Source organism: Thioclava sp. F28-4 (assembly GCF_002020045.1).
Lineage (GTDB): Bacteria > Pseudomonadota > Alphaproteobacteria > Rhodobacterales > Rhodobacteraceae > Thioclava > Thioclava sediminum.
In genome coordinates, this window is the sequence record NZ_MPZQ01000004.1 from 125920 (window position 1) to 148552 (window position 22633).

General features: G+C 62.2%; 20 protein-coding genes. 1 reads left to right on the forward strand and 19 read right to left on the reverse strand.

The genetic code is table 11. The features are described from left to right. Positions 1–2: 2 nt before the first annotated feature. Both rpsS and rplB read right to left on the reverse strand, forming a co-directional pair. Positions 3–281 carry a 30S ribosomal protein S19 gene (rpsS, locus tag BMI87_RS10690; protein ID WP_078521291.1) on the reverse strand — a complete coding sequence of 93 codons (279 nt, stop codon included), beginning with the start codon at positions 279–281 and terminating at the stop codon, positions 3–5. Between the two features lie 3 nt (positions 282–284). Further along, positions 285–1124 carry a 50S ribosomal protein L2 gene (rplB, locus tag BMI87_RS10695; protein ID WP_078521293.1) on the reverse strand — a complete coding sequence of 280 codons (840 nt, stop codon included), beginning with the start codon at positions 1122–1124 and terminating at the stop codon, positions 285–287. A 255-nt stretch (positions 1125–1379) separates the two neighbouring features. Between rplB and BMI87_RS10700 the strand changes: the two genes are divergently transcribed. Next, positions 1380–1685, forward strand: a complete 306-nt coding sequence (locus BMI87_RS10700) for an SH3 domain-containing protein (RefSeq protein WP_078521295.1) — start codon at positions 1380–1382, stop codon at positions 1683–1685. A gap of 131 nt (positions 1686–1816) precedes the next feature. Here BMI87_RS10700 and BMI87_RS10705 read toward each other — a convergent pair whose 3' ends face one another. The 17 genes from BMI87_RS10705 to rplJ form a co-directional block, all read right to left on the reverse strand. Further along, entirely contained in the window at positions 1817–2113 is a 297-nt protein-coding gene (locus tag BMI87_RS10705) for a 50S ribosomal protein L23 (protein WP_078521296.1), read from the reverse strand. Continuing rightward, on the reverse strand, positions 2110–2730 hold the full coding sequence (gene rplD / locus BMI87_RS10710; protein ID WP_075773839.1) for a 50S ribosomal protein L4: 621 nt from the start codon (positions 2728–2730) through the stop codon (positions 2110–2112). The genes BMI87_RS10705 and rplD overlap by 4 nt, the downstream gene beginning before the upstream one ends. Continuing rightward, entirely contained in the window at positions 2730–3593 is an 864-nt protein-coding gene (gene rplC / locus BMI87_RS10715) for a 50S ribosomal protein L3 (protein WP_078521298.1), read from the reverse strand. The genes rplD and rplC overlap by 1 nt, the downstream gene beginning before the upstream one ends. Positions 3594–3603: 10 nt before the next feature. Next, positions 3604–3912, reverse strand: a complete 309-nt coding sequence (gene rpsJ / locus BMI87_RS10720; RefSeq protein WP_036639457.1) for a 30S ribosomal protein S10 — start codon at positions 3910–3912, stop codon at positions 3604–3606. 213 nt (positions 3913–4125) lie between these two features. Beyond that, entirely contained in the window at positions 4126–5301 is a 1176-nt protein-coding gene (gene tuf / locus BMI87_RS10725; RefSeq protein ID WP_078521300.1) for an elongation factor Tu, read from the reverse strand. A gap of 60 nt (positions 5302–5361) precedes the next feature. After that, entirely contained in the window at positions 5362–7485 is a 2124-nt protein-coding gene (fusA, locus tag BMI87_RS10730) for an elongation factor G (RefSeq protein WP_078521302.1), read from the reverse strand. A gap of 18 nt (positions 7486–7503) precedes the next feature. Next, the gene (rpsG, locus tag BMI87_RS10735) at positions 7504–7974 is read right to left on the reverse strand and encodes a 30S ribosomal protein S7 (RefSeq protein ID WP_075773836.1); all 471 of its coding nucleotides are present in this window, start codon (positions 7972–7974) and stop codon (positions 7504–7506) included. 12 nt (positions 7975–7986) lie between these two features. Continuing rightward, positions 7987–8358 (reverse strand): 30S ribosomal protein S12, encoded by a 372-nt coding sequence (gene rpsL / locus BMI87_RS10740; RefSeq protein WP_038074720.1) that lies wholly within the window; start codon positions 8356–8358, stop codon positions 7987–7989. A 244-nt stretch (positions 8359–8602) separates the two neighbouring features. After that, positions 8603–9340 (reverse strand): phosphatase PAP2 family protein, encoded by a 738-nt coding sequence (locus BMI87_RS10745; RefSeq protein WP_168175198.1) that lies wholly within the window; start codon positions 9338–9340, stop codon positions 8603–8605. Continuing rightward, entirely contained in the window at positions 9321–10769 is a 1449-nt protein-coding gene (locus BMI87_RS10750; protein WP_078521306.1) for a glycosyltransferase family 39 protein, read from the reverse strand. Before BMI87_RS10750 ends, BMI87_RS10745 begins: the two co-directional genes overlap by 20 nt. Further along, positions 10744–11049 carry a lipid-A-disaccharide synthase N-terminal domain-containing protein gene (locus BMI87_RS10755; RefSeq protein WP_078521308.1) on the reverse strand — a complete coding sequence of 102 codons (306 nt, stop codon included), beginning with the start codon at positions 11047–11049 and terminating at the stop codon, positions 10744–10746. The genes BMI87_RS10750 and BMI87_RS10755 overlap by 26 nt, the downstream gene beginning before the upstream one ends. Before the next feature lie 5 nt (positions 11050–11054). After that, a complete protein-coding gene (locus BMI87_RS10760) occupies positions 11055–11804 on the reverse strand; it encodes a glycosyltransferase family 2 protein (protein WP_078521310.1) in 750 nt (249 codons plus the stop codon). A gap of 117 nt (positions 11805–11921) precedes the next feature. Further along, complete coding sequence (locus BMI87_RS10765) at positions 11922–12632, reverse strand: hypothetical protein (protein WP_078521312.1); 711 nt, start codon at positions 12630–12632, stop codon at positions 11922–11924. A 138-nt stretch (positions 12633–12770) separates the two neighbouring features. Next, complete coding sequence (gene rpoC, locus BMI87_RS10770; RefSeq protein WP_078521314.1) at positions 12771–16997, reverse strand: DNA-directed RNA polymerase subunit beta'; 4227 nt, start codon at positions 16995–16997, stop codon at positions 12771–12773. Between the two features lie 50 nt (positions 16998–17047). Then, positions 17048–21184, reverse strand: a complete 4137-nt coding sequence (rpoB, locus tag BMI87_RS10775; protein WP_078521316.1) for a DNA-directed RNA polymerase subunit beta — start codon at positions 21182–21184, stop codon at positions 17048–17050. Between the two features lie 248 nt (positions 21185–21432). Further along, positions 21433–21807, reverse strand: coding sequence for a 50S ribosomal protein L7/L12 (gene rplL, locus BMI87_RS10780; RefSeq protein ID WP_078521318.1), 375 nt, complete (start codon positions 21805–21807; stop codon positions 21433–21435). Between the two features lie 66 nt (positions 21808–21873). Next, positions 21874–22386 carry a 50S ribosomal protein L10 gene (gene rplJ, locus BMI87_RS10785; RefSeq protein ID WP_078521320.1) on the reverse strand — a complete coding sequence of 171 codons (513 nt, stop codon included), beginning with the start codon at positions 22384–22386 and terminating at the stop codon, positions 21874–21876. Positions 22387–22633 lie beyond the last annotated feature (247 nt).

Genomic DNA, 22633 nt, shown 5'->3' on the forward strand with positions numbered 1-22633 from the left:
GATTACTTCCTCTTGGCTTTTTTGTCGGCCGCATGCCCGTAATAGGTGCGGGTCGGCGAATATTCACCGAACTTCTGACCGATCATTTCCTCGGTGACGTTCACCGGGATGTGCTTGTGGCCGTTGTAGACCCCAAAGGTCAGACCAACGAATTGCGGCAGGATGGTGGAGCGACGCGACCAGATCTTGATGACGTCGCCTTTGCCCGACTCGCGAGCCTTCTCTGCTTTTTTCAGCAGGTAGGCATCAACGAAGGGGCCTTTCCAAACAGAACGAGACATATGTTAGCGACCCTTCTTCTTCGCGTGACGCGAACGCAGGATATACTGGTCCGTCTTCTTGTTGACGCGCGTGCGCTTGCCCTTGGTGGGCTTGCCCCACGGCGTAACCGGATGACGGCCACCCGAGGTACGGCCTTCACCACCACCGTGCGGGTGGTCGATCGGGTTCATCGCGACACCGCGGACGGTCGGACGGACGCCCATGTGGCGCTTACGACCGGCTTTACCGAGGTTCTGGTTCGAGTGGTCGGCGTTCGACACGGCACCGATGGTCGCCATGCATTCCTGACGCACGAGGCGCAGTTCGCCCGACGAAAGACGCAGCTGAGCGTAGCCACCGTCACGGCCGACGAATTGGGCGTAGGTGCCCGCGGCGCGTGCGATCTGGCCACCCTTGCCGGGCTTCAGTTCGACGTTGTGGACGATGGTACCGATCGGCATGCCCGAGAACGGCATCGCGTTGCCCGGCTTGACGTCGTGACGCGAGCCCGAAACGACCTTGTCACCGACAGCGAGACGCTGGGGCGCGAGGATGTAGGCCTGCTCACCATCTTCATAGTTGATCAGCGCGATGAAGGCGGTCCGGTTCGGATCGTATTCGATCCGCTCGACGGTACCTTGAACATCGAACTTGCGACGCTTGAAATCGACGATGCGATAGAGACGCTTCGCGCCACCACCCTTGTGCCACATCGTGATCCGCCCGGTGTTGTTCCGGCCACCCGACTTGGTCAAACCCTGCGTGAGGGCTTTGACCGGACGGCCTTTCCAAAGCTCCGAACGGTCGATCAGAACCAGCCCACGCTGGCCCGGCGTCGTCGGCTTATACGACTTGAGTGCCATGCTTTCTGTCTTCCGTTGGTTTGCGGCGAGTTGCCCCGCCTGTCTGTGTGTATAGGGCCCCGAAGGTCCCCGAATTCAAAAATCACGGGCCCCGGAACGAATCCGAGGCCGCGAGACTGGCGCGATGTAGCAGGGATGCGGGGGTGAGTCTATAGGCTTGGCCTGTTTTTGCGCGCGATGGTCCAAGCAACTGGCGCTTCGCGGTCCGGACATGCAAAATGGCCTCCGAGGCAGAAGACATAACAGGAGCAACCAATGCGTCCAACCCGAGCAACCCTCCTTGCAGCCACGCTCTGCGCGGCAGCCACCCTCGCCACCCCGACCCTCGCCGACGCGTGGCGCGGCACCTATGAGGTCGCCGGGGTGAAAGGCGAGGACATGCTGAAACTGCGCGCGGGCCCCGGCACCGGCTACAAGGTGATCCTGGGGCTTCCCAACGGCGCGCTCGTCCATGTGCGCAGCTGCGAGCGCAGCGGCAATACCCGCTGGTGCAACGTCTCGCTCGACGTCGCCCGCAACCTGCGCGGCTACGTCTCGGAAAGCTACCTGCGCGAGAAGTGAGGCGCTGGCGCTGCCCGGGCTGGCCGCCCGGGCACTCCATGAGCGGCAAGCGCCCCCTCCCCTAGCGATTACGCAAACGAAAAGGCCCCCGCGGATCGCGAGGGCCTCTCCAATGTCTCAGTCCTACCGGATTACAGGCCGGTGGTGACGTCGATCGTGTTGCCTTCTTCCAGCGTCACGTAGGCTTTCTTGAAGTCCGAGCGACGACCGGGGGTACCCCGGAAGCGCTTGGTCTTGCCCTTGGTGATGGTGGTGTTCACCGCCTTCACCTTGACGCCGAAGAGAGTCTCAACAGCTTCTTTGATCTGCGGCTTCGAAGCGTCTTTCGCGACTTCGAAAACAACAGCGCCGTTCTCCGAGGCCATGGTGGCCTTCTCGGTGATGATCGGCTTGACGATCACGTCGTAATGTTCGGGTTTCGCGCTCATTTCAGACGAGCCTCCAGAGCTTCGACACCCGCCTTCGTGAGCACGAGCGTGTCACGCTTGAGGATGTCATACACGTTGGCGCCCATCGAAGGCAGCACATCGATGCCGTCGATGTTGCGCGCGGCTTGGGCGAAGTTCTCGTTCACCTCGGCCCCGTCGATCACCAGCACCTTCTTCCAGCCCAGCTCCTTGGCGGCTTTCGCCAGCAGCTTGGTCTTGGCTTCGGCGAGCTGCGCGTCCTCAAGGACGATCAGTTTGCCAGCAGCGGCTTTCGACGACAGCGCGTGCTTCAGACCCAGAGCCCGGAACTTCTTGGGCAGGTCGTGAGCGTGGCTGCGCGGGGTCGGGCCCTTGTAGACACCACCCTTGCGGAAGATCGGCGCCTTGCGGGAGCCGTGACGTGCGCCACCGGTGCCCTTCTGACGGTAGATCTTCTTGGTCGAGTAGCTGACCTCCGAGCGGGTGAGAACCGAGTGGGTGCCCTGCTGAGCCTTCGCGCGCTGCCAGCGCACGACGCGATGCAGGATGTCCGCACGCGGCTCGAGCCCGAAGATCTCGTCGGCGAGGTCGATCGAACCGGCCTTGCCGGCGTCGAGCTTGATCACATCGAGTTTCATTACTTGTCTCCTTCGGGCGCGTCGCCGCCGTCTTCGCCTTTTTCGGCTTCGATCGACTCTTCAGCTTCTTTCAGCGCAGCAGCTTCCTGAGCGGCCTGCTCCTCGGCGAGACGCTTGGCTTCGGCTTCAGCCTCGGCAGCAGCAGCGGCAGCGGCTTCTTCAGCAGCTTTCGCAGCGGCTTCGGCAGCCGACTTCAGCGCGGCGGGGTAGATGATGTTCTCGGAGAGCGGCTTCTTGACCGCATCCTTGACCGTCACCCAGCCACCTTTGGCGCCCGGCACCGAACCCTTGACCATGATCAGGCCACGGTCGGCATCGGTCTTGACGACCTGAAGGTTCTGGGTCGTGACGCGCACGGCACCGAGGTGACCTGCCATCTTCTTGCCCTTGAACACTTTGCCCGGGTCCTGACACTGACCGGTCGAACCGTGCGAGCGGTGCGAGATCGACACGCCGTGCGTGGCGCGCAGACCACCGAAGTTGTGACGCTTCATAGCACCGGCGAAACCCTTACCGATCGAGGTGCCCGCGATATCCACGAACTGACCTTCGAAATAGTGGTTTGCGGTGATTTCCTCGCCCACTTCGATCAGGTTTTCTTCAGCGACGCGGAATTCCGCGACTTTGCGCTTCGGGGCGACATTGGCTTTCGCGAAGTGACCACGCAGAGCGGCGGTCGTACGCTTGGCCTTGGCTTCACCAGCGCCGAGCTGAACGGCCGTGTAGCCGTCGGTCTCGGAAGTGCGCTGAGCCACCACCTGAAGCTTGTCGAGTTGGAGAACGGTCACAGGAACCTGCTTGCCGTCCTCAAGGAAGAGCCGGGTCATGCCCAGCTTCTTGGCGATAACACCAGTCCGCAGCATAATGCCCTCCTTACACCTTGATCTCGACGTCGACGCCCGCTGCGAGGTCGAGCTTCATCAGCGCGTCCACGGTCTGGGGGGTCGGATCGACGATGTCGAGAAGACGCTTATGCGTCCGGATTTCCCACTGGTCGCGCGACTTCTTGTCGATGTGCGGACCACGCAGAACCGTGAATTTCTCGATCTTGTTCGGGAGCGGGATGGGCCCGCGAACCTGGGCACCCGTGCGCTTCGCGGTGTTCACGATTTCCTGGGTGCTGGCGTCCAGCACGCGGTAATCGAACGCCTTGAGCCGGATGCGGATATTTTGGCCGGTCATATGTCATGCCTCTTCGCATGGCGTGAAGGTTGAGAGGCAGACGGCACCGAATGTAGCGCCTGCATCGAACCTGAAAATCTTGGCAGATCAGGCGCGTCCTCTATGGCGTCACCCTGAGTCTGTCAAGAGCGAATGGCGCGCCTTTCGGCGCACCATTCAAATTCTTTCCAACTGTCGTTTTCGGGGCCCCGCAGAGGGCCCCGAAACCACCGATCACTCGATGATTTTGGAGACGACGCCGGCGCCGACGGTGCGGCCACCTTCGCGGATTGCGAAGCGCAGACCGTCTTCCATCGCGATCGGGGCGATCAGTTCGACTTCGAACTTCAGGTTGTCGCCCGGCATCACCATCTCGGTGCCCTCGGGAAGGGTCACGGTGCCGGTCACGTCCGTCGTGCGGAAGTAGAACTGCGGACGGTAGTTCGCGAAGAACGGGGTGTGACGGCCACCTTCCTCTTTGGTGAGGATGTAGGCTTCAGCCTCGAACTTCGTGTGCGGCTTCACCGAACCCGGCTTACACAGAACCTGACCACGCTCAACGCCGTCACGGTCCACACCGCGCAGCAGCGCGCCGATGTTGTCGCCAGCTTCACCACGGTCCAGCAGCTTGCGGAACATCTCGACGCCCGTGCAGGTCGTCTTCGAGGTGTCGCGGATACCCACGATTTCCAGTTCGTCGCCGACGTTGATCACGCCACGCTCGACGCGGCCGGTCACAACCGTACCACGGCCCGAGATCGAGAACACGTCTTCGATCGGCATCAGGAAGGGCTGGTCCACGGCGCGCTCCGGCGTCGGGATGTAGCTGTCGACAGCTTCCATCAGCGCACGGATCGAGTTCTCGCCGATTTCCGGATCACGGCCTTCCATCGCGGCCAGAGCCGAACCCTTGATGATCGGGATATCGTCGCCGGGGAAGTCGTAGGACGACAGAAGTTCGCGAACTTCCATTTCCACGAGCTCGAGCAGCTCTTCGTCGTCGACCTGGTCAACCTTGTTCAGGTACACGACCATCGCCGGGATGCCGACCTGACGGCCGAGCAGGATGTGCTCGCGGGTCTGCGGCATCGGGCCGTCAGCTGCGTTCACAACCAGAATCGCGCCGTCCATCTGCGCTGCACCCGTGATCATGTTCTTCACGTAGTCGGCGTGGCCGGGGCAGTCGACGTGCGCGTAGTGACGCGACTCGGTCTCGTATTCCACGTGCGCGGTCGAGATCGTGATCCCGCGGGCTTTCTCTTCCGGCGCGCCGTCGATCTGGTCATACGCGCGGAAATCACCGAAATACTTCGTGATCGCAGCCGTCAGCGTCGTCTTGCCGTGGTCAACGTGGCCAATCGTGCCGATGTTGACGTGCGGTTTGTTACGTTCAAACTTTTCCTTTGCCATGATGGCCTCCTGTCAGTGCGTTGGATTGGAAAGGCGCCGGGTTGCCCCGGCGCACGTCCCTTACGCGTATTTCTTCTGGATCTCGTCCGAGATGTTCTGCGGCACGGCTTCGTAATGGCTGAAGAGCATCGTGAAGACCGCACGGCCCGAGGACATCGAACGCAGGTTGTTGATGTAGCCGAACATGTTGGCGAGCGGCACGAAGGCGTTCACGACGACCGCGTTGCCGCGGGTGTCCTGACCTTGCACCTGGCCCCGACGCGAGGTCAGGTCGCCAATGATGCCACCGGTATATTCTTCCGGGGTCACCACTTCGACTTTCATCATCGGCTCGAGCAGCTTCGCGCCAGCCTTGCGCAGACCTTCACGCATCGCGGCACGCGAAGCGATTTCGAAGGCGAGCACCGAGGAGTCGACGTCGTGGAAAGCACCGTCAACCAGCGCAACCTTGAAGTCGATCACCGGGAAGCCTGCCAGCGGACCGGAGTCCATGACCGACTTGATGCCCTTTTCGACGCCCGGGATGTATTCCTTCGGAACAGCACCACCAACGATGCGGCTCTCGAACGAATAACCTTCGCCCGGCTCGGTCGGCGTGATCTCGAGCTTGACGCGCGCGAACTGACCGGTACCGCCGGTCTGCTTCTTGTGCGTGTAGTCGATCTCGGTCGCGTGGCTGATCGTCTCGCGATAGGCCACCTGCGGCGCACCGATATTCGCCTCAACCTTGAACTCGCGCTTCATGCGGTCGACCAGGATGTCGAGGTGAAGTTCGCCCATGCCCTTCATGATGGTCTGACCCGACTCGAGGTCGGTCTCGACGCGGAAGGACGGGTCTTCGGCTGCCAGGCGCTGAAGGGCGAGGCCCATCTTCTCCTGGTCGGCTTTCGACTTCGGCTCCACGGCGATTTCGATCACCGGATCGGGGAAGGTCATCGTTTCGAGAACGACCTGGTTGTTCGGGTCGCACAGCGTGTCACCGGTGGTGGTCTCTTTCAGACCGGCCAGCGCGATGATGTCGCCCGCATATGCTTCTTCGATCTCGGTCCGGTTGTTCGAGTGCATCATCATCATACGACCGATGCGCTCTTTACGACCTTTGGTCGCGTTCAGGATCGAGTCGCCCTTCTTCATCGTGCCCGAGTAGAGGCGCGTGAAGGTGAGCGAGCCCACGAAGGGGTCGTTCATGATCTTGAACGCGAGACCCGAGAGCGGCTCTTCGTCATCGGCGTGACGCGCGATGTTCCGGGTTTCCGTCTCGTCGTCCGGCGAGAAGCCCATGTAGGCGGGCACGTCGAGCGGCGAGGGCAGGAAGTCGACCACGGCGTTAAGCAGCGGCTGGACACCCTTGTTCTTGAAGGCCGAACCACCCAGAACCGGAACGAAGGACAGCGACAGCGTGCCCTTACGGATCAGGCTGCGCAGCGTTGCGATATCGGGCTCTTCGCCTTCGAGATAGGCCATCATCGCGTCGTCGTCTTGCTCGACGGCGTTCTCGATGAGGTGCGAACGCCATTCGTCCGCAGTCGCCTTCAGATCGTCACGGATCGGCTGACGAACCCAGGCAGCGCCCAGATCTTCGCCTTTCCAGACCCACTCTTCCATGGTGACCAGGTCGACGATGCCTTCGAGTTGATCTTCGGCACCGATCGGGAAGTTCACCGGAACCGGGGTCGCACCGGTGCGGTCTTTGATCATCTTCACGCAGTTGAAGAAGTCCGCGCCGATCTTGTCCATCTTGTTGACGAAGACGAGGCGCGGAACCTTGTAGCGGTCAGCCTGACGCCACACGGTCTCGGTCTGCGGCTCAACACCGGCGTTCCCGTCGAGCAGCGCAACAGCGCCGTCGAGCACGGCCAGCGAACGCTCCACCTCGATGGTGAAGTCGACGTGGCCGGGGGTGTCGATGATGTTCATACGGAACTTGGTATCATCCGTACCTTCGGCGGTCGGATCTTCCTGCCACTGCCAGAAAGTCGTGGTAGCTGCCGAGGTGATGGTGATGCCGCGCTCGGCCTCTTGCTCCATCCAGTCCATGGTAGCAGCACCGTCGTGCACTTCGCCGATCTTGTGCGACTTGCCGGTGTAGAACAGGATGCGCTCGGTCGTCGTGGTTTTACCAGCGTCGATATGCGCCATGATCCCGAAGTTGCGATAACGCTGTAGGGGATATTCGCGAGCCATTGTGGCGTCCTTCCGTTATTACCAGCGATAATGGCTGAACGCTTTGTTCGCGTCGGCCATCTTGTGGGTGTCTTCGCGCTTCTTGACCGCGGAACCACGCGAGTTCACCGCATCCAGAAGCTCGCCAGCGAGGCGCTCTTCCATGGTGTTCTCGTTGCGGGACTTGGCGGCAGCGATGAGCCAGCGGATGGCCAGCGCTTCGCGGCGGGTCGGGCGCACTTCGACCGGAACCTGGTAGGTGGCACCACCCACACGACGCGAACGCACTTCGACCGAAGGCTTCACGTTGTCGAGGGCTTCGTGGAACACCTCGATGGGCTCACGCTTGAGCTTGCCCTCAACGCGGTTGAGCGCGTTGTAGACGATTTTCTCGGCGGCGGACTTCTTGCCGTCGATCATCAGGTTGTTCATGAATTTGGTCAGCACGCGATCGCCATATTTGGCGTCGGGCAGGACTTCGCGCTTTTCAGCGGCGTGACGACGAGACATCTCGAGATCTCCTTACTTCGGACGCTTCGCGCCGTATTTCGAACGGCGTTGACGACGGTCTTTAACACCTTGCGTATCGAGCACACCGCGCAGGATGTGGTAACGAACGCCCGGAAGGTCTTTCACACGGCCGCCACGGATGAGCACAACGGAGTGCTCCTGGAGGTTGTGCTTTTCGCCCGGGATGTAGGAAATGACCTCGAAGCCATTCGTCAGGCGCACCTTGGCAACCTTACGCATAGCGGAGTTCGGTTTCTTCGGCGTCGTCGTGTAGACGCGCGTGCAAACGCCACGCTTTTGCGGGCACTCTTGGAGGTGTTGCGACTTAGAGCGCTTCACCTTGGGCTGCCGCGGTTTGCGGATCAGCTGTTGGATCGTCGGCATTCGGTTCCCCGTTCTGCTGTCAATACTCGCCCCGTTTCCGGAGGCGCCACTTCTCGACGCGTTTCCGCGCGGATTCGCGAAAACGCCAAATCGCATTCCTCCCCGGCCCGAGGACCGCGGCGAATGCGTTGAATTCCAGAGGATCGGGGCGAAGGCCCGGATCATGACCACTAGAAATCGGCGACCCTCCGGGCAGACTTCGCCCGTCAGGTAGCGCGGCGTATAGGGGGAGTCGTTTGGGTTGTCAACTCTCGCGGCGGGTCCGTGCGAGGAGCTGCGCGCCCCACCCCGCAAAGAGGATCCCCCAGAGCAGCCAGGCCACCGTAAGGCTCACCAGCCCGGCGAAATAGGCGTCCGACAGGAAGTGCCGCCCGGTGCCGACCCGCTGCACGATGATGAAGACCGCGACGAAGACGCCGATGGCCCGCAGATAGAGCAATCCCCAGCGCGGTAGGCGCAGCCGCGACAGCTCCGCGCCGAGCCAGATCAGCAGCCCCAGCGCCACCGCCGCCGCCACCTCGCCCGACACGAACGAGCAGTTCCGCGAGCATTGATCGGTGAAGGTGCCCGCGAGGCTGAAATGATGCGCGCCGCCGAAGAGATCGACATCTGCCGGACGCGCGCGTCCCGAATTGGCCTTCAGGATCCCGTTCACGACCACGATCGGGCCAAGCAGGTAGAGCAGGCAGATGAACGCCCAGATCCGCGCAGGCAGGCGCAAAAGCGTGCGATGGCGCAGCCCCGCCCACGGCCAGGCCACGAGCGAGACGAGAAACAGCACGATCGAGACATCCCAGATCCGCTGGCGCAGCCATTCCCAGAGCGGATTGGTGATCACCGAGAACCCCTCCCCTGCCCGGTAGAACAGCCCGGCGACACCGAGATCGAGCTCCGGCACGAAGCGGAACAGCAGGAAGCCCCCGATCCACGCCGCCAGCAACAGGCGGCCCGCGAAGATCATGTCAATTTTCGGAACGGACACAGCGCGCCTCCACCAGATAAGCCGCATAGCCTTTGCCCGCCCATGTCCCGGTTGCGTCGAGTTGCGCCTCGGGGGAAACCGGACCGCTGCCGCAATCGGGCGCGCTATTGGCGATCACCAGCAAACGACCATTATAGTCCTGTGGCAAGGGCCACATCTGCTCGTAATAGCTGTCGGCCCGCACGACAGGCTTCGGCGCGTAGACGGTCACGCCCGCATCCTGCCCGGTATAGAACAGATCGGCGAGGATCGCGCGATTACCCGTGTAGACCGGCACGTCGGCCTCTTTCGCAAGCGTCAGGATCTGGCGGCTCAGATCGGCCTGCCCCAGCCACCGCTTCAGAAGCGGCGCGCCATCCTTCTGCGGATACGGCGCGAGGACCGTCAGCAGCGGGATCGACAGCGCGATCAGACCGTTGATCACGATCGCGATCCAGCGCCAGATGCCGCGCAGCACCATCACAGCCAGAACGGTCCCAGCGAAATAGGCGGCGACCGCCCAGTTGGCATAGGCCCGGTCGAGCAGCGCCTCGATCGTCACCGCGACCAGCGGCGGCACAGAGAGCATCGTCAGCCCGCGCTTCGCCGGATCGCCCCAGCCCGCGTAACCGATCAGCAGCGCCACCATCGTCACCGGCCCGAAGACCGCGAATTGCGAGGCGACGAACTCCACCATCGAGCCGAAATTCAGCGCGGCCCCTTCGCGGACCCAGCCGACATTGTCCATCGTATGCGAGACCGTGGTCAGCCCGTTATTCAGGTTCCAGACCACGTTCGGCGCGATTACCAGTCCAAACGCCAGCGCCGCGATCACCGTGTTGCGCCAGCCGATCCGCCACGCCGGCGCCACGAGCGCCGCCAGCGCCAGACCGGGGATCAGGTAGATCGCAGCGTATTTCGCCATGAAGGCCAACCCCGCCGCCACGCCCGCAGCGAGCGCGTCCGACCAGCGACGGCTCTCGCCGGTGCGATGCAGGAACAGAAGGCTCAGCGCGTAGAAGGGCGCCATCACGGTGTCGGTCGAGATCAGCACCGAGCCGACCGCGACGAAAGGCAGCGTGACATAGATCGCTGCCGACCAGATCGCGACCGAGCGTCCCGCGATCCGAGCGCCCAAGGCGCCAAGCACCAGCGCCGTGATGCCGTGCAACACAGCCCCCGGCATCCGCACCCAAGACGGCGCGTCCGAGCCCGCCAGATCGGTCACCGCGCGCAGCAGCCAGCCGATCAGCGGCGGTTTCGAGTAATAGCCGAAATCGAGATGCTGGCCCCAGAGCCAGTATTGCGCCTCATCGACGAAGAGATCGGTCTTGTTGAACGCCAGAAGTACCAGCCGCAGCGCGGTGACTGCGGCGACGACGATCAGGGCCGGGACGAGCCAACCGTCCCGATCACCCCTGCGTTCAAGCTTCGCGTTTACGCTTGGCATGGATCAGCCACAGATTGCGCCCGTAGATGAACACGCCGAGCGACTGGCCGAGAACGAAGACCGGATCTTTGCGATAGAGCGCATAGGTCAGCAGCATCACGCCGCCGGCGAGCGAGAAATACCAGAATGCCACCGGCACCACGGATTCGCCTTTGCGCTCGGATGCGATCCACTGGACGAGAAACCGCCCGGTGAACATGAGTTGCGCGAGCAGGCCGAAGAGGACCCACCACAGCTCGAGAACGCTGTCCGCGTGAAGCACATCCATCAGCCAGTCCATAGGCGTTACTCCTCGCGCATCACTTCGCCGGGCAGCGCTTTCTTGCGCCGACGGAGAAGCCACGCGACGCCCATCAAATCGACGATGCCGACGAGACCGCGCTGCAGATTGTTGTAATTCGAGCTGCCGCCGCCGCGCGAACGGTGAGCGACGTCGACATGGGCCACCTGCCACCCGTCGCGCGAGAACAGCGCGGGGAGGTAGCGGTGCATATGGTCGAAATAGGGCAGCGCGAGGAACGCCTCGCGCCGGAAAGCCTTGAGGCCGCAGCCGGTGTCGCGGGTGCCATCCTTCAGAATCGCGCCGCGGATCTTGTTTGCTGCCTTCGAGGCCAGCTTCTTGGACATCGTGTCCTGCCGCCCGACGCGTTGACCTGCGACCAGCCCGATCTTCTCGGAATTCGCCGCGCGCAGCGGCGCCATCAGGGCGGGAAGCTCGGAGGGCGGGTTCTGACCGTCGCCGTCCAGCGTGCAGATGATGCTGCCCTTCGCGGCCCGAACCCCCGAATGGACGCCCGCGCTTTGACCGCCCGAAGCACGTTGACCGGCGGCGTTCTTGTGCTGCAGCAGGCGCAGGTTCGGGTGGGTCTTCATCCGCTCGCGCAGGATCTGGTCCATCCCGTCATCCGAGCCGTCATCGACCACGATCACCTCGTAATCGCAGACCGGCGCGCAGGCGGCGTCGATCTCGTCGAGAAGCCCCGCGATGTTCGGCGCTTCGTTCTTCGCGGGGATCACGATTGAAATCTCGGGCATGGGTGCCGGAACTCTCTTGTCGCTGGGCCGGGATGGCGCCGAAGGTGCGGCTCTATTAGACCCGCCACCCGGTCTTGTAAACGGATCATCCCGGGGCAGCCGCGTCCCTGTGGCGGATCAGCCGAATTTCGCGAAAAGCTTCGAATAGCTCGGCTTGAGGGCGTTTCGCATCTCCATTGCACGTTCCATGTCGCCCGCCATCGCCGCATCGTAGAAGAACGCGACAGAGACCGCGAAGCCGTCCACGAGCTTTTGATACCCCATGTCGGTCTCGGCTTCCGGCGCGGGATGCTTGACGATCTGCGCCGCGAGATAGCTCAGAAGCGAGGCATCCGCGATCAGCTGACGCGCGCCCTCGCCGCCCATCCCCGCGTAGTCGCGCGCGAGCACGTCTTCCATCTCCGCGTGATAGGCGTTCATCCGGTCCGAGAAGCCCACAACTCCATTGCGGATATGCAGTTCGCCGATGCTGTCGCGCACCCCTTCGAGGGTCTCATGCGCCTCGGGCAGATTCCCGGCGGCCACCTCTTCCTCGGCCTTCGCCGCTAGCTCGCTGACCTTGTCGAAAGTCGCGCCGAGAACCGCGTCATCGGCATATTGCGGCGGCGGCTCGGCGGTCCAGGCGTCGGACAGCGACTGCCACTCGCCGACGAAGCGATCTAGCGCTGCCTTGGTCTCCGGCTGCTTGCCCTGGTTCGACAGGAACAGCGCCGCGCGGTAGTCGCCATAGGCCTTGCGCAGCTGCGCCTCCGCATCCTGATAGGCGCCCGCAAAGGCAGGCATGGCGATCAGCGCGCTCAGCGCGAACGGGGTGACAAAGCGGATCATCGGGGTCCCTCCTCCGGCAAACAGGCTCTCGCCTTTTCGACGTTACCCTGCCCCAGAGATCGGGTTCGCGCAAAGAAAAACCCCCGCGCGATCTCTCGCGCGGGGGGATGTTTCAGATCGTCTCCAACCGGAGGTGGATCAATCGCGGCTTTCCGGCGTCTCGACCGGACCGAAATCAGCCTCTGCCTCGGCCGGAGCCGCCAGCGCTGCCGCGGCTTCCGCCTCGGCCTGACGCTGCTGGATGACCTTGGAGTCACGCTCGGTCGCGATCTTGCGGACCTTGGTGGTCGCGCCACCGGTACCCGCCGGGATCAGACGGCCGACGATGACGTTCTCCTTGAGGCCCACGAGCTTGTCGCGCTTGCCCTGCACCGAAGCCTCGGTGAGAACGCGGGTCGTCTCCTGGAAGGAGGCCGCCGAGATGAAGGACCGGGTCTGCAGCGAGGCCTTGGTGATGCCGAGCAGCACGGGCTCGCCATGCGCCGGACGCCCACCACGGGCTGCAACCTTGTCGTTCTCCTCGTCGAACTCTGCCTTGTCGACATTCTCGCCTTTCAGGAGCGTCGTATCGCCGGAATCGAGGATCTCGATCTTCTGCAGCATCTGGCGAACGATCACCTCGATGTGCTTGTCGTTGATCTTCACGCCCTGCAGTCGATAGACGTCCTGCACCTCGTTGATGAGGTAGTCGGCCAGAGCCTCGATCCCCATAATGCGCAGAATGTCATGCGGCGCCGGGTTGCCGTCCATGATGTAGTCACCCTTCTGCACGAAGTCGCCTTCCTGCACCGGGATGTGCTTGCCTTTCGGCACCATGTACTCCGCCGGCTCCAGACCATCGTCACGCGGATCGATCGCGATCCGACGCTTGTTCTTGTAGTCCTTGCCGAAGCGCACATAGCCATCGATTTCGGCGATGATCGCGTGATCCTTCGGACGGCGTGCTTCGAAGAGTTCGGCCACACGCGGCAGACCGCCGGTGATGTCCTTCGTCTTCGCGCCTTCGCGCGGAATACGCGCGACGACGTCGCCCGCCTTCACGTCCTGACCGTCTTCCACCGAGAGGATCGCATCCACCGACATGGTATAGGTCACCGGGTTGCCCGCTTCGTTGCGGACCGGCTCGCCATCCTCGCCGAGGATCAGAACTTCCGGCTTCAGCTCGTTGCCCTTGGGCGCAGCGCGCCAGTCGGACACGATCTTCTGGGTCATGCCGGTCGCATCGTCGGTATCCTCGCGCACGGAGATACCCGAGATCAGGTCGACGAAGCGCACCTTACCGGGCTTCTCGGCGATGATCGGCAGGGTGTAGGGATCCCATTCGATCAGCTTGTCGCCGCGACCGACCGACTCGCCATCCTTCACGAAGACCTTGGTGCCGTAGCCGATCTTGTGCGAGGCAAGCTCGTCACCCTGATCGTTCACGATCACGAGCTGCATGTTCCGGCCCATGACGATCTGCTCGCCCATCTCGTTGAGGATGATGTTGGCGTTGCGGAACTCGATCTTGCCTTCCTGGCTGGCCTCGAGGAACGACTGCGAGCCACCCTGAGCAACACCGCCCAGGTGGAAGGTCCGCATCGTCAGCTGCGTACCGGGTTCACCGATCGACTGCGCGGCGATAATGCCCACCGCTTCGCCTTGGTTCACCAGCGTACCGCGTGCGAGGTCGCGACCGTAGCAGAGCGCGCAAACGCCCTCTTCGGCCTCACAGGTCAGCGCCGAGCGGATACGGACGGATTGCACGCCCGCCTGCTCGATCGCGTCGGCCTTGCGCTCGTCGATCAGCTCGCCGGCGCGGACGATCACCTCGTCCTCACCCGGAACCGTCACGTCATCCGCCGCGACACGGCCCAGCACGCGCTCCGAGATCGGAGCGACGATTTCGCCGTCATTCACAGCCGCAGACGCGGTGATCGCGCGGTCGGTGCCGCAATCATGCGTGCGCACGATGCAGTCCTGAGCGACGTCCACCAGACGACGGGTCAGGTAACCCGAGTTCGCCGTCTTCAGTGCGGTATCCGACAGACCCTTACGGGCGCCGTGGGTCGAGTTGAAGTATTCAAGAACGGTCAGACCTTCCTTGAAGTTCGAGATGATCGGCGTCTCGATGATCTCGCCGTTCGGCTTGGCCATGAGGCCACGCATGCCGCCCAGCTGCTTCATCTGCGTCACCGAGCCACGAGCGCCCGAGTGGGCCATCATGTAGACCGAGTTCGGTTCCTGCTCGGCACCGTTCTCGTCATATTTCGGCGCGGAGATGGTGTTCATCATCGCGTCGGTGACCTTGTCGTTACACTTCGACCATGCATCGACGACCTTGTTGTACTTCTCACCCTGGGTGATCAGACCGTCCATGTATTGCTGTTCGAAGTCCTTGACCTGATCGCGGACGGTTTCGACGATGTCCCACTTGTTATCCGGGATCACCATGTCGTCCTTGCCGAACGAGATGCCAGCCTTGAACGCTTCCTTGAAGCCCATGCCCATGATCTGGTCACAGAAGATGACCGACTCTTTCTGACCGCAATAACGGTAGACGGTGTCGATCGTGTTCTGCACGTCTTTCTTACGCAGAAGACGGTTCACCAGTTCGAACGGCGCTTTCGCGTTCAGCGGCAGCAGCGCGCCGAGGCGCACACGGCCGGGCGTGGTCTCGAAACGCTCGTAGACCTCGTTGCCGGTTTCGTCGATCTGCTTGATCCGCGCGGTGATCTTGGCGTGCAGATGCACTTCGCCCGAGTTGAGCGCGTGCTCCACTTCCTCGACCGAGGAGAAGGACATGCCTTCGCCCTTCATGCCTTCGCGTTCCATGGTCACGTAGTAGAGACCCAGAATCATATCCTGCGAAGGAACGATGATCGGCGCGCCGTTGGCGGGCGACAGAACGTTGTTCGTCGACATCATCAGCACGCGCGCTTCCAGCTGGGCTTCCAGCGAGAGCGGAACGTGGACGGCCATCTGGTCACCGTCGAAGTCAGCGTTGAACGCCGAGCAGACGAGCGGGTGCAGCTGGATCGCCTTACCTTCGATCAGCATCGGTTCGAACGCCTGGATACCCAGACGGTGCAGCGTCGGCGCACGGTTCAGCAGAACCGGGTGCTCGCGGATGACCTCGTCGAGGATATCCCAGACCTCGGGACGCTCTTTCTCGACCAGCTTCTTCGCCTGCTTCACGGTGCTCGACAGGCCTTTGGCCTCGAGGCGCGAGTAGATGAAGGGCTTGAAGAGTTCGAGCGCCATCTTCTTCGGCAGACCGCACTGGTGCAGCTTGAGTTCCGGGCCGGTCACGATGACCGAACGACCCGAGAAGTCGACGCGCTTACCCAGAAGGTTCTGACGGAAGCGACCCTGCTTACCTTTCAGCATGTCCGAGAGCGACTTCAGCGGGCGCTTGTTGGTGCCCGTGATGACGCGACCGCGACGGCCGTTGTCGAACAGCGCATCGACCGATTCCTGCAGCATCCGCTTTTCGTTGCGCACAATGATGTCGGGCGCACGCAGTTCGATCAGACGCTTCAGACGGTTGTTCCGGTTGATCACACGACGATAGAGGTCGTTGAGATCCGAGGTCGCGAAACGGCCACCATCGAGCGGGACGAGCGGACGCAGTTCCGGCGGGATCACCGGAAGCACGGTCAGCACCATCCACTCGGGACGGTTGCCCGACTCGAGGAACGACTCGACGATCTTCAGACGCTTGATGATCTTCTTCGGCTTCAGCTCGCCCGTGGCTTCCTTCAGCTCTTCGCGGAGCTGCTCGGCCGTGGCTTCGAGATCGATGCCAGCAAGCATTTCACGGATCGCTTCCGCGCCGATATTGGCGGTGAAGGCGTCCGCGCCGTAGGTGTCCTGCGCGTCGAGATACTCTTCTTCGGACATCAGCTGACCGTATTGCAGGTCGGTCAGACCCGGCTCGATCACCACGAAGTTTTCGAAGTAGAGGATACGCTCGAGGTCGCGCAGCGTCATGTCCAGCATCAGGCCGATGCGCGAGGGCAGCGACTTGAGGAACCAGATGTGAGCGACGGGCGAGGCCAGTTCGATGTGGCCCATACGCTCGCGGCGCACTTTCTGGAGGGTGACTTCGACGCCGCACTTCTCGCAGACGACGCCGCGATACTTCATGCGCTTATATTTGCCGCACAGGCATTCGTAATCTTTGATCGGGCCAAAGATGCGCGCGCAGAACAGACCGTCACGCTCGGGCTTGAACGTACGGTAGTTGATGGTTTCCGGCTTTTTGATTTCACCGAAGGACCAGCTCAGGATCCGCTCCGGCGAGGCGAGCGAGATCTTGATCTCGTCAAACGCCTTCGGCTGCGCGAGCGGGTTGAACGGGTTTTGGGTCAGTTCCTGGTTCATCTGTAAATCCTTGAATGAGGGCGGAAGGGCTTAGAGGAGGGCCGAAGCCCTCACTCGTCATCCTCCGCGTCCAGGAGTTCCATGTTGAGGCCGAGGCCCCGGACCTCTTTGACGAGAACGTTGAACGATTCCGGCACGCCGGCTTCGAAGTTGTCCTCGCCCTTGACGATCGACTCGTAGACCTTCGTCCGGCCTGCCACGTCATCCGACTTCACCGTCAGCATCTCCTGCAGGGTGTAGGCGGCGCCGTAAGCTTCCAGAGCCCAGACCTCCATCTCCCCGAGACGCTGACCACCGAACTGCGCCTTACCACCCAGCGGCTGCTGCGTGACGAGCGAGTACGGACCGGTCGAACGGGCGTGCATCTTGTCATCGACGAGGTGGTGAAGCTTCAGGAAGTACTTCACACCCACCGTGACCTGACGCGCGAACTGCTCGCCGGTGCGGCCATCGAACACGATCGACTGACCGGACTCGTTGAAGCCCGCACGCTTGAGCGCGTCGTTGATGTCGGCCTCTTTGGCACCGTCGAAGACCGGGGTCGCGATCGGAACGCCGGTGCGGACGGCTTCGGCGCTCTCGATGAACGCCTCGTCATCCATACCTTCGATGATCTCGCCGTAAGTCTCGTCGCCATAGCCGATCTTCATCGCCTCGCGAACCGGGGTCAGGTCGCCGTTACGACGATAGGCTTTCAGCGCCTCGTCGATCTGGTTGCCCAGACCGCGCGAAGCCCAGCCCATGTGCGTCTCGAGGATCTGACCGACGTTCATGCGCGACGGCACGCCCAGCGGGTTCAGCACGAGATCGACAGGGGTACCATCGGCGAGGAACGGCATATCTTCCATCGGAACGACCTTCGACACGACGCCCTTGTTGCCGTGACGGCCAGCCATCTTGTCGCCAGCCTGAAGCTTGCGCTTCACAGCCACGAAGACCTTGACCATCTTCATCACGCCCGGAGGCAGATCGTCGCCCTGACGGACCTTCTCGACCTTGTCCTCGAACCGCAGGTCGAGCGCGCGCTTCTGCGCCTCGAACTGGTCGTTGAGGGCTTCGACTTCCTTGGCGTCGCCCTCGTCTTCGAGCGCGAGCTGCCACCACTGGCCCTTCGACAGGGTGCCCAGCAGTTCTTCGTCGATGGTCGAGCCAGCCTTGACGCCTTTCGGCCCCTTCACGGCGGTCTTGCCGGTGATCAGGGTCTTGAGACGCGCGTAGATGTTGCGCTCGAGAATGGCGAGCTCGTCGTCCCGGTCACGGGCCAGACGTTCGACTTCCTCACGCTCGATCTGCAGCGCACGCTCGTCCTTGTCGACGCCGTGACGGTTGAAGACGCGGACTTCCACGATCGTGCCGTAGGCCCCCGGCGGCAGACGCAGCGAGGTGTCGCGCACGTCCGATGCCTTCTCGCCGAAGATGGCGCGGAGGAGTTTCTCTTCCGGCGTCATCGGGCTTTCGCCCTTCGGCGTGATCTTACCGACGAGGATGTCACCCGGCCCCACTTCGGCGCCGATATAGACGATCCCGGCTTCGTCGAGGTTGCGCAGGGCTTCCTCGCCGACATTCGGGATGTCGCGGGTGATCTCTTCCGGACCGAGCTTGGTGTCGCGGGCCGCCACTTCGTACTCGTCGATATGGATCGACGTGAACACGTCGTCGCGGTGGATCCGCTCGGAGATCAGGATCGAGTCTTCGTAGTTGTAGCCGTTCCACGGCATGAAGGCGACGACCACGTTACGGCCGATAGCCAGTTCGCCCATGTCGGTCGACGGACCGTCAGCGACGATCTGCCCCTTCACCACCCGGTCGCCCACTTTCACGATCGGACGCTGGTTGATGGTCGAGGACTGGTTCGAGCGCTTGAACTTGCGCAGACGGTAGATGTCCACGCCCACGTCGCCCGCTTCGAGATCGTCGGTCACGCGGATAACGATACGCTGCGCATCGACCTGGTCGATGATGCCGCCGCGGTTCGCCATGATCGCAGCGCCGGAGTCGCGTGCGACGGTCGCTTCCATGCCGGTACCGACATAGGGCGATTCCGAGCGCAGCAGCGGCACGGCCTGACGTTGCATGTTCGCACCCATCAGAGCGCGGTTCGCGTCGTCGTTTTCGAGGAACGGAATGAGCGCCGCACCGACCGAGACCAGCTGCTTCGGCGACACGTCGATCAGGTCCACCGTTTCCGGCGGGTTGAGCGCGTATTCGCCCGACTGGCGGGTCGAGACGAGATCGTTGATGAACTTGCCGTTCTCATCGAGCGTCGCGTTCGCCTGCGCCACGGTGTGACGCATTTCCTCGGTCGCGGACATGTAGACCACCTCATCGGTGACCTGACCGTCGTTGACCTTGCGATACGGGGTTTCGATGAAGCCGTACTTGTTCACGCGGGCGAAGGTGGCCAGCGAGTTGATCAGACCGATGTTCTGACCTTCCGGCGTCTCAATCGGACACATCCGACCGTAGTGGGTCGGGTGAACGTCGCGCACCTCGAAGCCGGCACGCTCACGGGTCAGACCGCCCGGGCCGAGCGCCGAGAGACGACGCTTGTGCGTGACTTCCGACAGCGGGTTGGTTTGGTCCATGAACTGCGACAGCTGCGAGGAGCCGAAGAATTCACGCACCGCAGCCGCGGCCGGTTTCGCGTTGATCAGATCCTGCGGCATGACCGTGTCGATCTCGACCGAGGACATACGCTCCTTGATGGCGCGCTCCATGCGCAGCAGGCCGACGCGATACTGGTTTTCCATCAGTTCGCCGACCGAACGCACACGGCGGTTGCCGAGGTGGTCGATGTCGTCGATCTCGCCCTTGCCGTCGCGCAGTTCCACCAGGCCCTTGATGCAGGCGATGATGTCCTCTTTGCGCAGCGTGCGCTGGGTGTCCGGCGCATCGAGGTCGAGACGCATGTTCATCTTCACGCGGCCCACGGCCGAGAGGTCGTAGCGCTCGGAGTCGAAGAACAGGCTATTGAACAGGGTGTCCGCGGCCTCGACGGTCGGCGGCTCGCCCGGACGCATGACGCGGTAGATATCCATGAGCGCGGTTTCGCGGTTCATGTTCTTGTCCGACGCCATGGTGTTGCGGATGTAGGGACCGACATTGACGTTATCGATGTCGAGCACCGGGATCTCGGTGATGCCATTGTCGATCAGGGTCTTGATCGAACCGCCCGAAAGCTCGCCGTTCTTGTCGTACTCCGCCGTCAGCTCGTCGCCCGCTTCGATGTAGATGAAGCCGGTTTCGTCGTTGACGATATCCTTGGCGCAGAAGCGGCCCATGATGTGGTCGAACGGCACGAGCAGCTCGGGGACCGAGTTGTCGTCACGCCATTTCTTGACCATGCGCGGGGTCGCTTTCTCGCCCGCTTTCAGGATCACTTCGCCCGACGCCGCATCGACGAGGTCGAAGGTCGGACGGGTGCCGCGCACGCGGTCGGGGAAGAACTTGGTGACCCAGCCCGACTTGCCCTTCGCCGTGTAGGTGACGGTGTCGTAATAGGCATCCATGATGCCTTCCTGATCGAGACCCAGCGCATAGAGCAGCGTGGTCACCGGCAGTTTCCGACGACGGTCGATACGCGCGAAGACGAGGTCCTTGGCGTCGAATTCGAAGTCCAGCCACGAGCCGCGATAGGGAATGATGCGGCAGGCGAAGAGCAGCTTGCCCGAGGAGTGGGTCTTGCCGCGGTCATGGTCGAAGAACACGCCCGGCGAGCGGTGCATCTGGCTCACGATGACCCGCTCGGTGCCGTTCACGATGAACGTACCGTTCTTGGTCATGAGGGGCATGTCCCCCATGAACACGTCTTGTTCCTTGATGTCCTTGACCGAACGCGCGCCGGTTTCCTCGTCCACATCGAACACGATGAGGCGCAGGGTCACCTTCAGCGGCGCCGAATAGGTCATGTCGCGAGCCTGGCACTCGTCGACATCGTATTTCGGTTTTTCGAGCTCGTATTTCACGAACTCCAGAATGGCGTTGTCGTTGAAATCCTTGATCGGGAAGACCGACTGGAAAACGCCCTGGATACCCTCGCCATCGGTGGGCTGATCCACTTCGCCGGAGCGCAGGAACAGATCGTAGGAGGATTTCTGAACCTCGATGAGGTTCGGCATTTCGAGGACTTCGTGGATTTTGCCGTAATAGCGACGGATGCGTTTCTGACCAACGTAAGCTTGAGCCATGCTCTGCGTGACCTTTCGTCTCTTCGCGGCACATGCAATGTCGGGGCCCATTGCACGCCGCAAGGCGAATGAAGGGGGGGCGGTTCCATACCTGCCTCTCGTCCCACCGAAAGGCTCCCGAACCGCGAACACCGCCTTGGAGAAAGCTTCAAACGGGCAAAGCCCTCTCCGAGACAGGTTCGGCTGGGCCCGGGAAAACCCCGGACCCAGCCCTTTTTTCAGATCGGATGCAGTCGCATCCGGCTCGCTTACTTGAGCTCGATTTTCGCGCCAGCGTCTTCGAGCTTTTTCTTGATCTCTTCGGCTTCCGCTTTCGCAGCGCCTTCCTTGACCTTGCCGCCAGCTTCAACGAGCTCTTTGGCTTCTTTCAGGCCCAGGCCGGTGATGCCGCGGACTTCTTTGATCACGTTGATCTTCTGAGCGCCAGCTTCGACGAGAACGACGTCAAATTCGTCTTTCTCTTCAGCAGCTTCTTCGCCACCAGCAGCCGGACCGGCCATCATGACAGCGCCACCAGCGGCGGGCTCGATGCCGTATTCGTCTTTCAGGATGGTTTTCAGTTCCTGGGCTTCCAGGAGGGTCAGACCCACGATTTCTTCGGCGAGTTTTTTCAGATCAGCCATTTTTCAGTTCCTAGATTTGGGTTTCCAACGTCGCGGTTTCAAGCCGCTACGGGACAAGTCGATTGCTTACGCAGCCTTTTCCTCGATGGTCGAAAGGATGCTCGCGATGTTCGAAGCAGGCGCGCCAACGGCACCGGCGATGTTCGAAGCGGGTGCGCCGATCTGCGACACGATCTGAGCGATGAGCTCTTCACGCGACGGCATGTCAGCGACAGCTTTGACACCAGCGATGTCGAGTGCCGAGTCTCCCATTGCGCCGCCGAGGATCGAGAGTTTCTCGTTCTCTTTGGCGTATTTGACGACCACTTTCGCCGCAGCGACAGGGTCCTCAGAATAGGAAAGCACGGTCATGCCCGTCAGGTATTCAGCGATGCTTTCGCAGGGCTGACCTTCAAGGGCGATCTTGGCGAGCTTGTTCTTGGCAACACGAACCGAACCACCCGCTTCACGCATGCGTGCGCGGAGGTCCTGCATGTTAGCAACCGTCATGCCTTCGTAGTGAGCAACCACTACGACGCCAGAGCTTGCGAAGATCTGGCCGAGTTCCTCGACCACTTTCTCTTTTTGGGCTCTATCCACAGTTACACTCCAAGTATGGGGGTTTCCCCCCGGCTCTCATTGTCCCGGTTTCCCGGGGTCGGGTCCGAAGGGCCCGAGGCCAGATCGCCCGAGATCGGCCCGAAGGCCCAAACCCGGAATTGGTCTCGATCCCCATCTCAGGAAGGAAATTAAGCCGTCACCTTGCGGGATCAGGCACCCTCCGTCTCGGACAGGTCAGGGCGGAAGCGTCAGGCCGCCGCCCTACCACCCACCGAGGTTTCCCCCG

Excerpts from the sequence above, each read along its gene's own strand:
- rpsS (WP_078521291.1), bottom strand. The coding sequence starts at position 281 with ATGTCTCGTTCTGTTTGGAAAGGCCCCTTCGTTGATGCCTACCTGCTG.
- rplB (WP_078521293.1), bottom strand. The coding sequence starts at position 1,124 with ATGGCACTCAAGTCGTATAAGCCGACGACGCCGGGCCAGCGTGGGCTG.
- BMI87_RS10700 (WP_078521295.1), top strand. The coding sequence starts at position 1,380 with ATGCGTCCAACCCGAGCAACCCTCCTTGCAGCCACGCTCTGCGCGGCA.
- BMI87_RS10705 (WP_078521296.1), bottom strand. The coding sequence starts at position 2,113 with ATGAGCGCGAAACCCGAACATTACGACGTGATCGTCAAGCCGATCATC.
- rplD (WP_075773839.1), bottom strand. The coding sequence starts at position 2,730 with ATGAAACTCGATGTGATCAAGCTCGACGCCGGCAAGGCCGGTTCGATC.
- rplC (WP_078521298.1), bottom strand. The coding sequence starts at position 3,593 with ATGCTGCGGACTGGTGTTATCGCCAAGAAGCTGGGCATGACCCGGCTC.
- rpsJ (WP_036639457.1), bottom strand. The coding sequence starts at position 3,912 with ATGACCGGCCAAAATATCCGCATCCGGCTCAAGGCGTTCGATTACCGC.
- tuf (WP_078521300.1), bottom strand. The coding sequence starts at position 5,301 with ATGGCAAAGGAAAAGTTTGAACGTAACAAACCGCACGTCAACATCGGC.
- fusA (WP_078521302.1), bottom strand. The coding sequence starts at position 7,485 with ATGGCTCGCGAATATCCCCTACAGCGTTATCGCAACTTCGGGATCATG.
- rpsG (WP_075773836.1), bottom strand. The coding sequence starts at position 7,974 with ATGTCTCGTCGTCACGCCGCTGAAAAGCGCGAAGTCCTGCCCGACGCC.
- rpsL (WP_038074720.1), bottom strand. The coding sequence starts at position 8,358 with ATGCCGACGATCCAACAGCTGATCCGCAAACCGCGGCAGCCCAAGGTG.
- BMI87_RS10750 (WP_078521306.1), bottom strand. The coding sequence starts at position 10,769 with ATGCCAAGCGTAAACGCGAAGCTTGAACGCAGGGGTGATCGGGACGGT.
- BMI87_RS10755 (WP_078521308.1), bottom strand. The coding sequence starts at position 11,049 with ATGGACTGGCTGATGGATGTGCTTCACGCGGACAGCGTTCTCGAGCTG.
- BMI87_RS10760 (WP_078521310.1), bottom strand. The coding sequence starts at position 11,804 with ATGCCCGAGATTTCAATCGTGATCCCCGCGAAGAACGAAGCGCCGAAC.
- BMI87_RS10765 (WP_078521312.1), bottom strand. The coding sequence starts at position 12,632 with ATGATCCGCTTTGTCACCCCGTTCGCGCTGAGCGCGCTGATCGCCATG.
- rpoC (WP_078521314.1), bottom strand. The coding sequence starts at position 16,997 with ATGAACCAGGAACTGACCCAAAACCCGTTCAACCCGCTCGCGCAGCCG.
- rpoB (WP_078521316.1), bottom strand. The coding sequence starts at position 21,184 with ATGGCTCAAGCTTACGTTGGTCAGAAACGCATCCGTCGCTATTACGGC.
- rplL (WP_078521318.1), bottom strand. The coding sequence starts at position 21,807 with ATGGCTGATCTGAAAAAACTCGCCGAAGAAATCGTGGGTCTGACCCTC.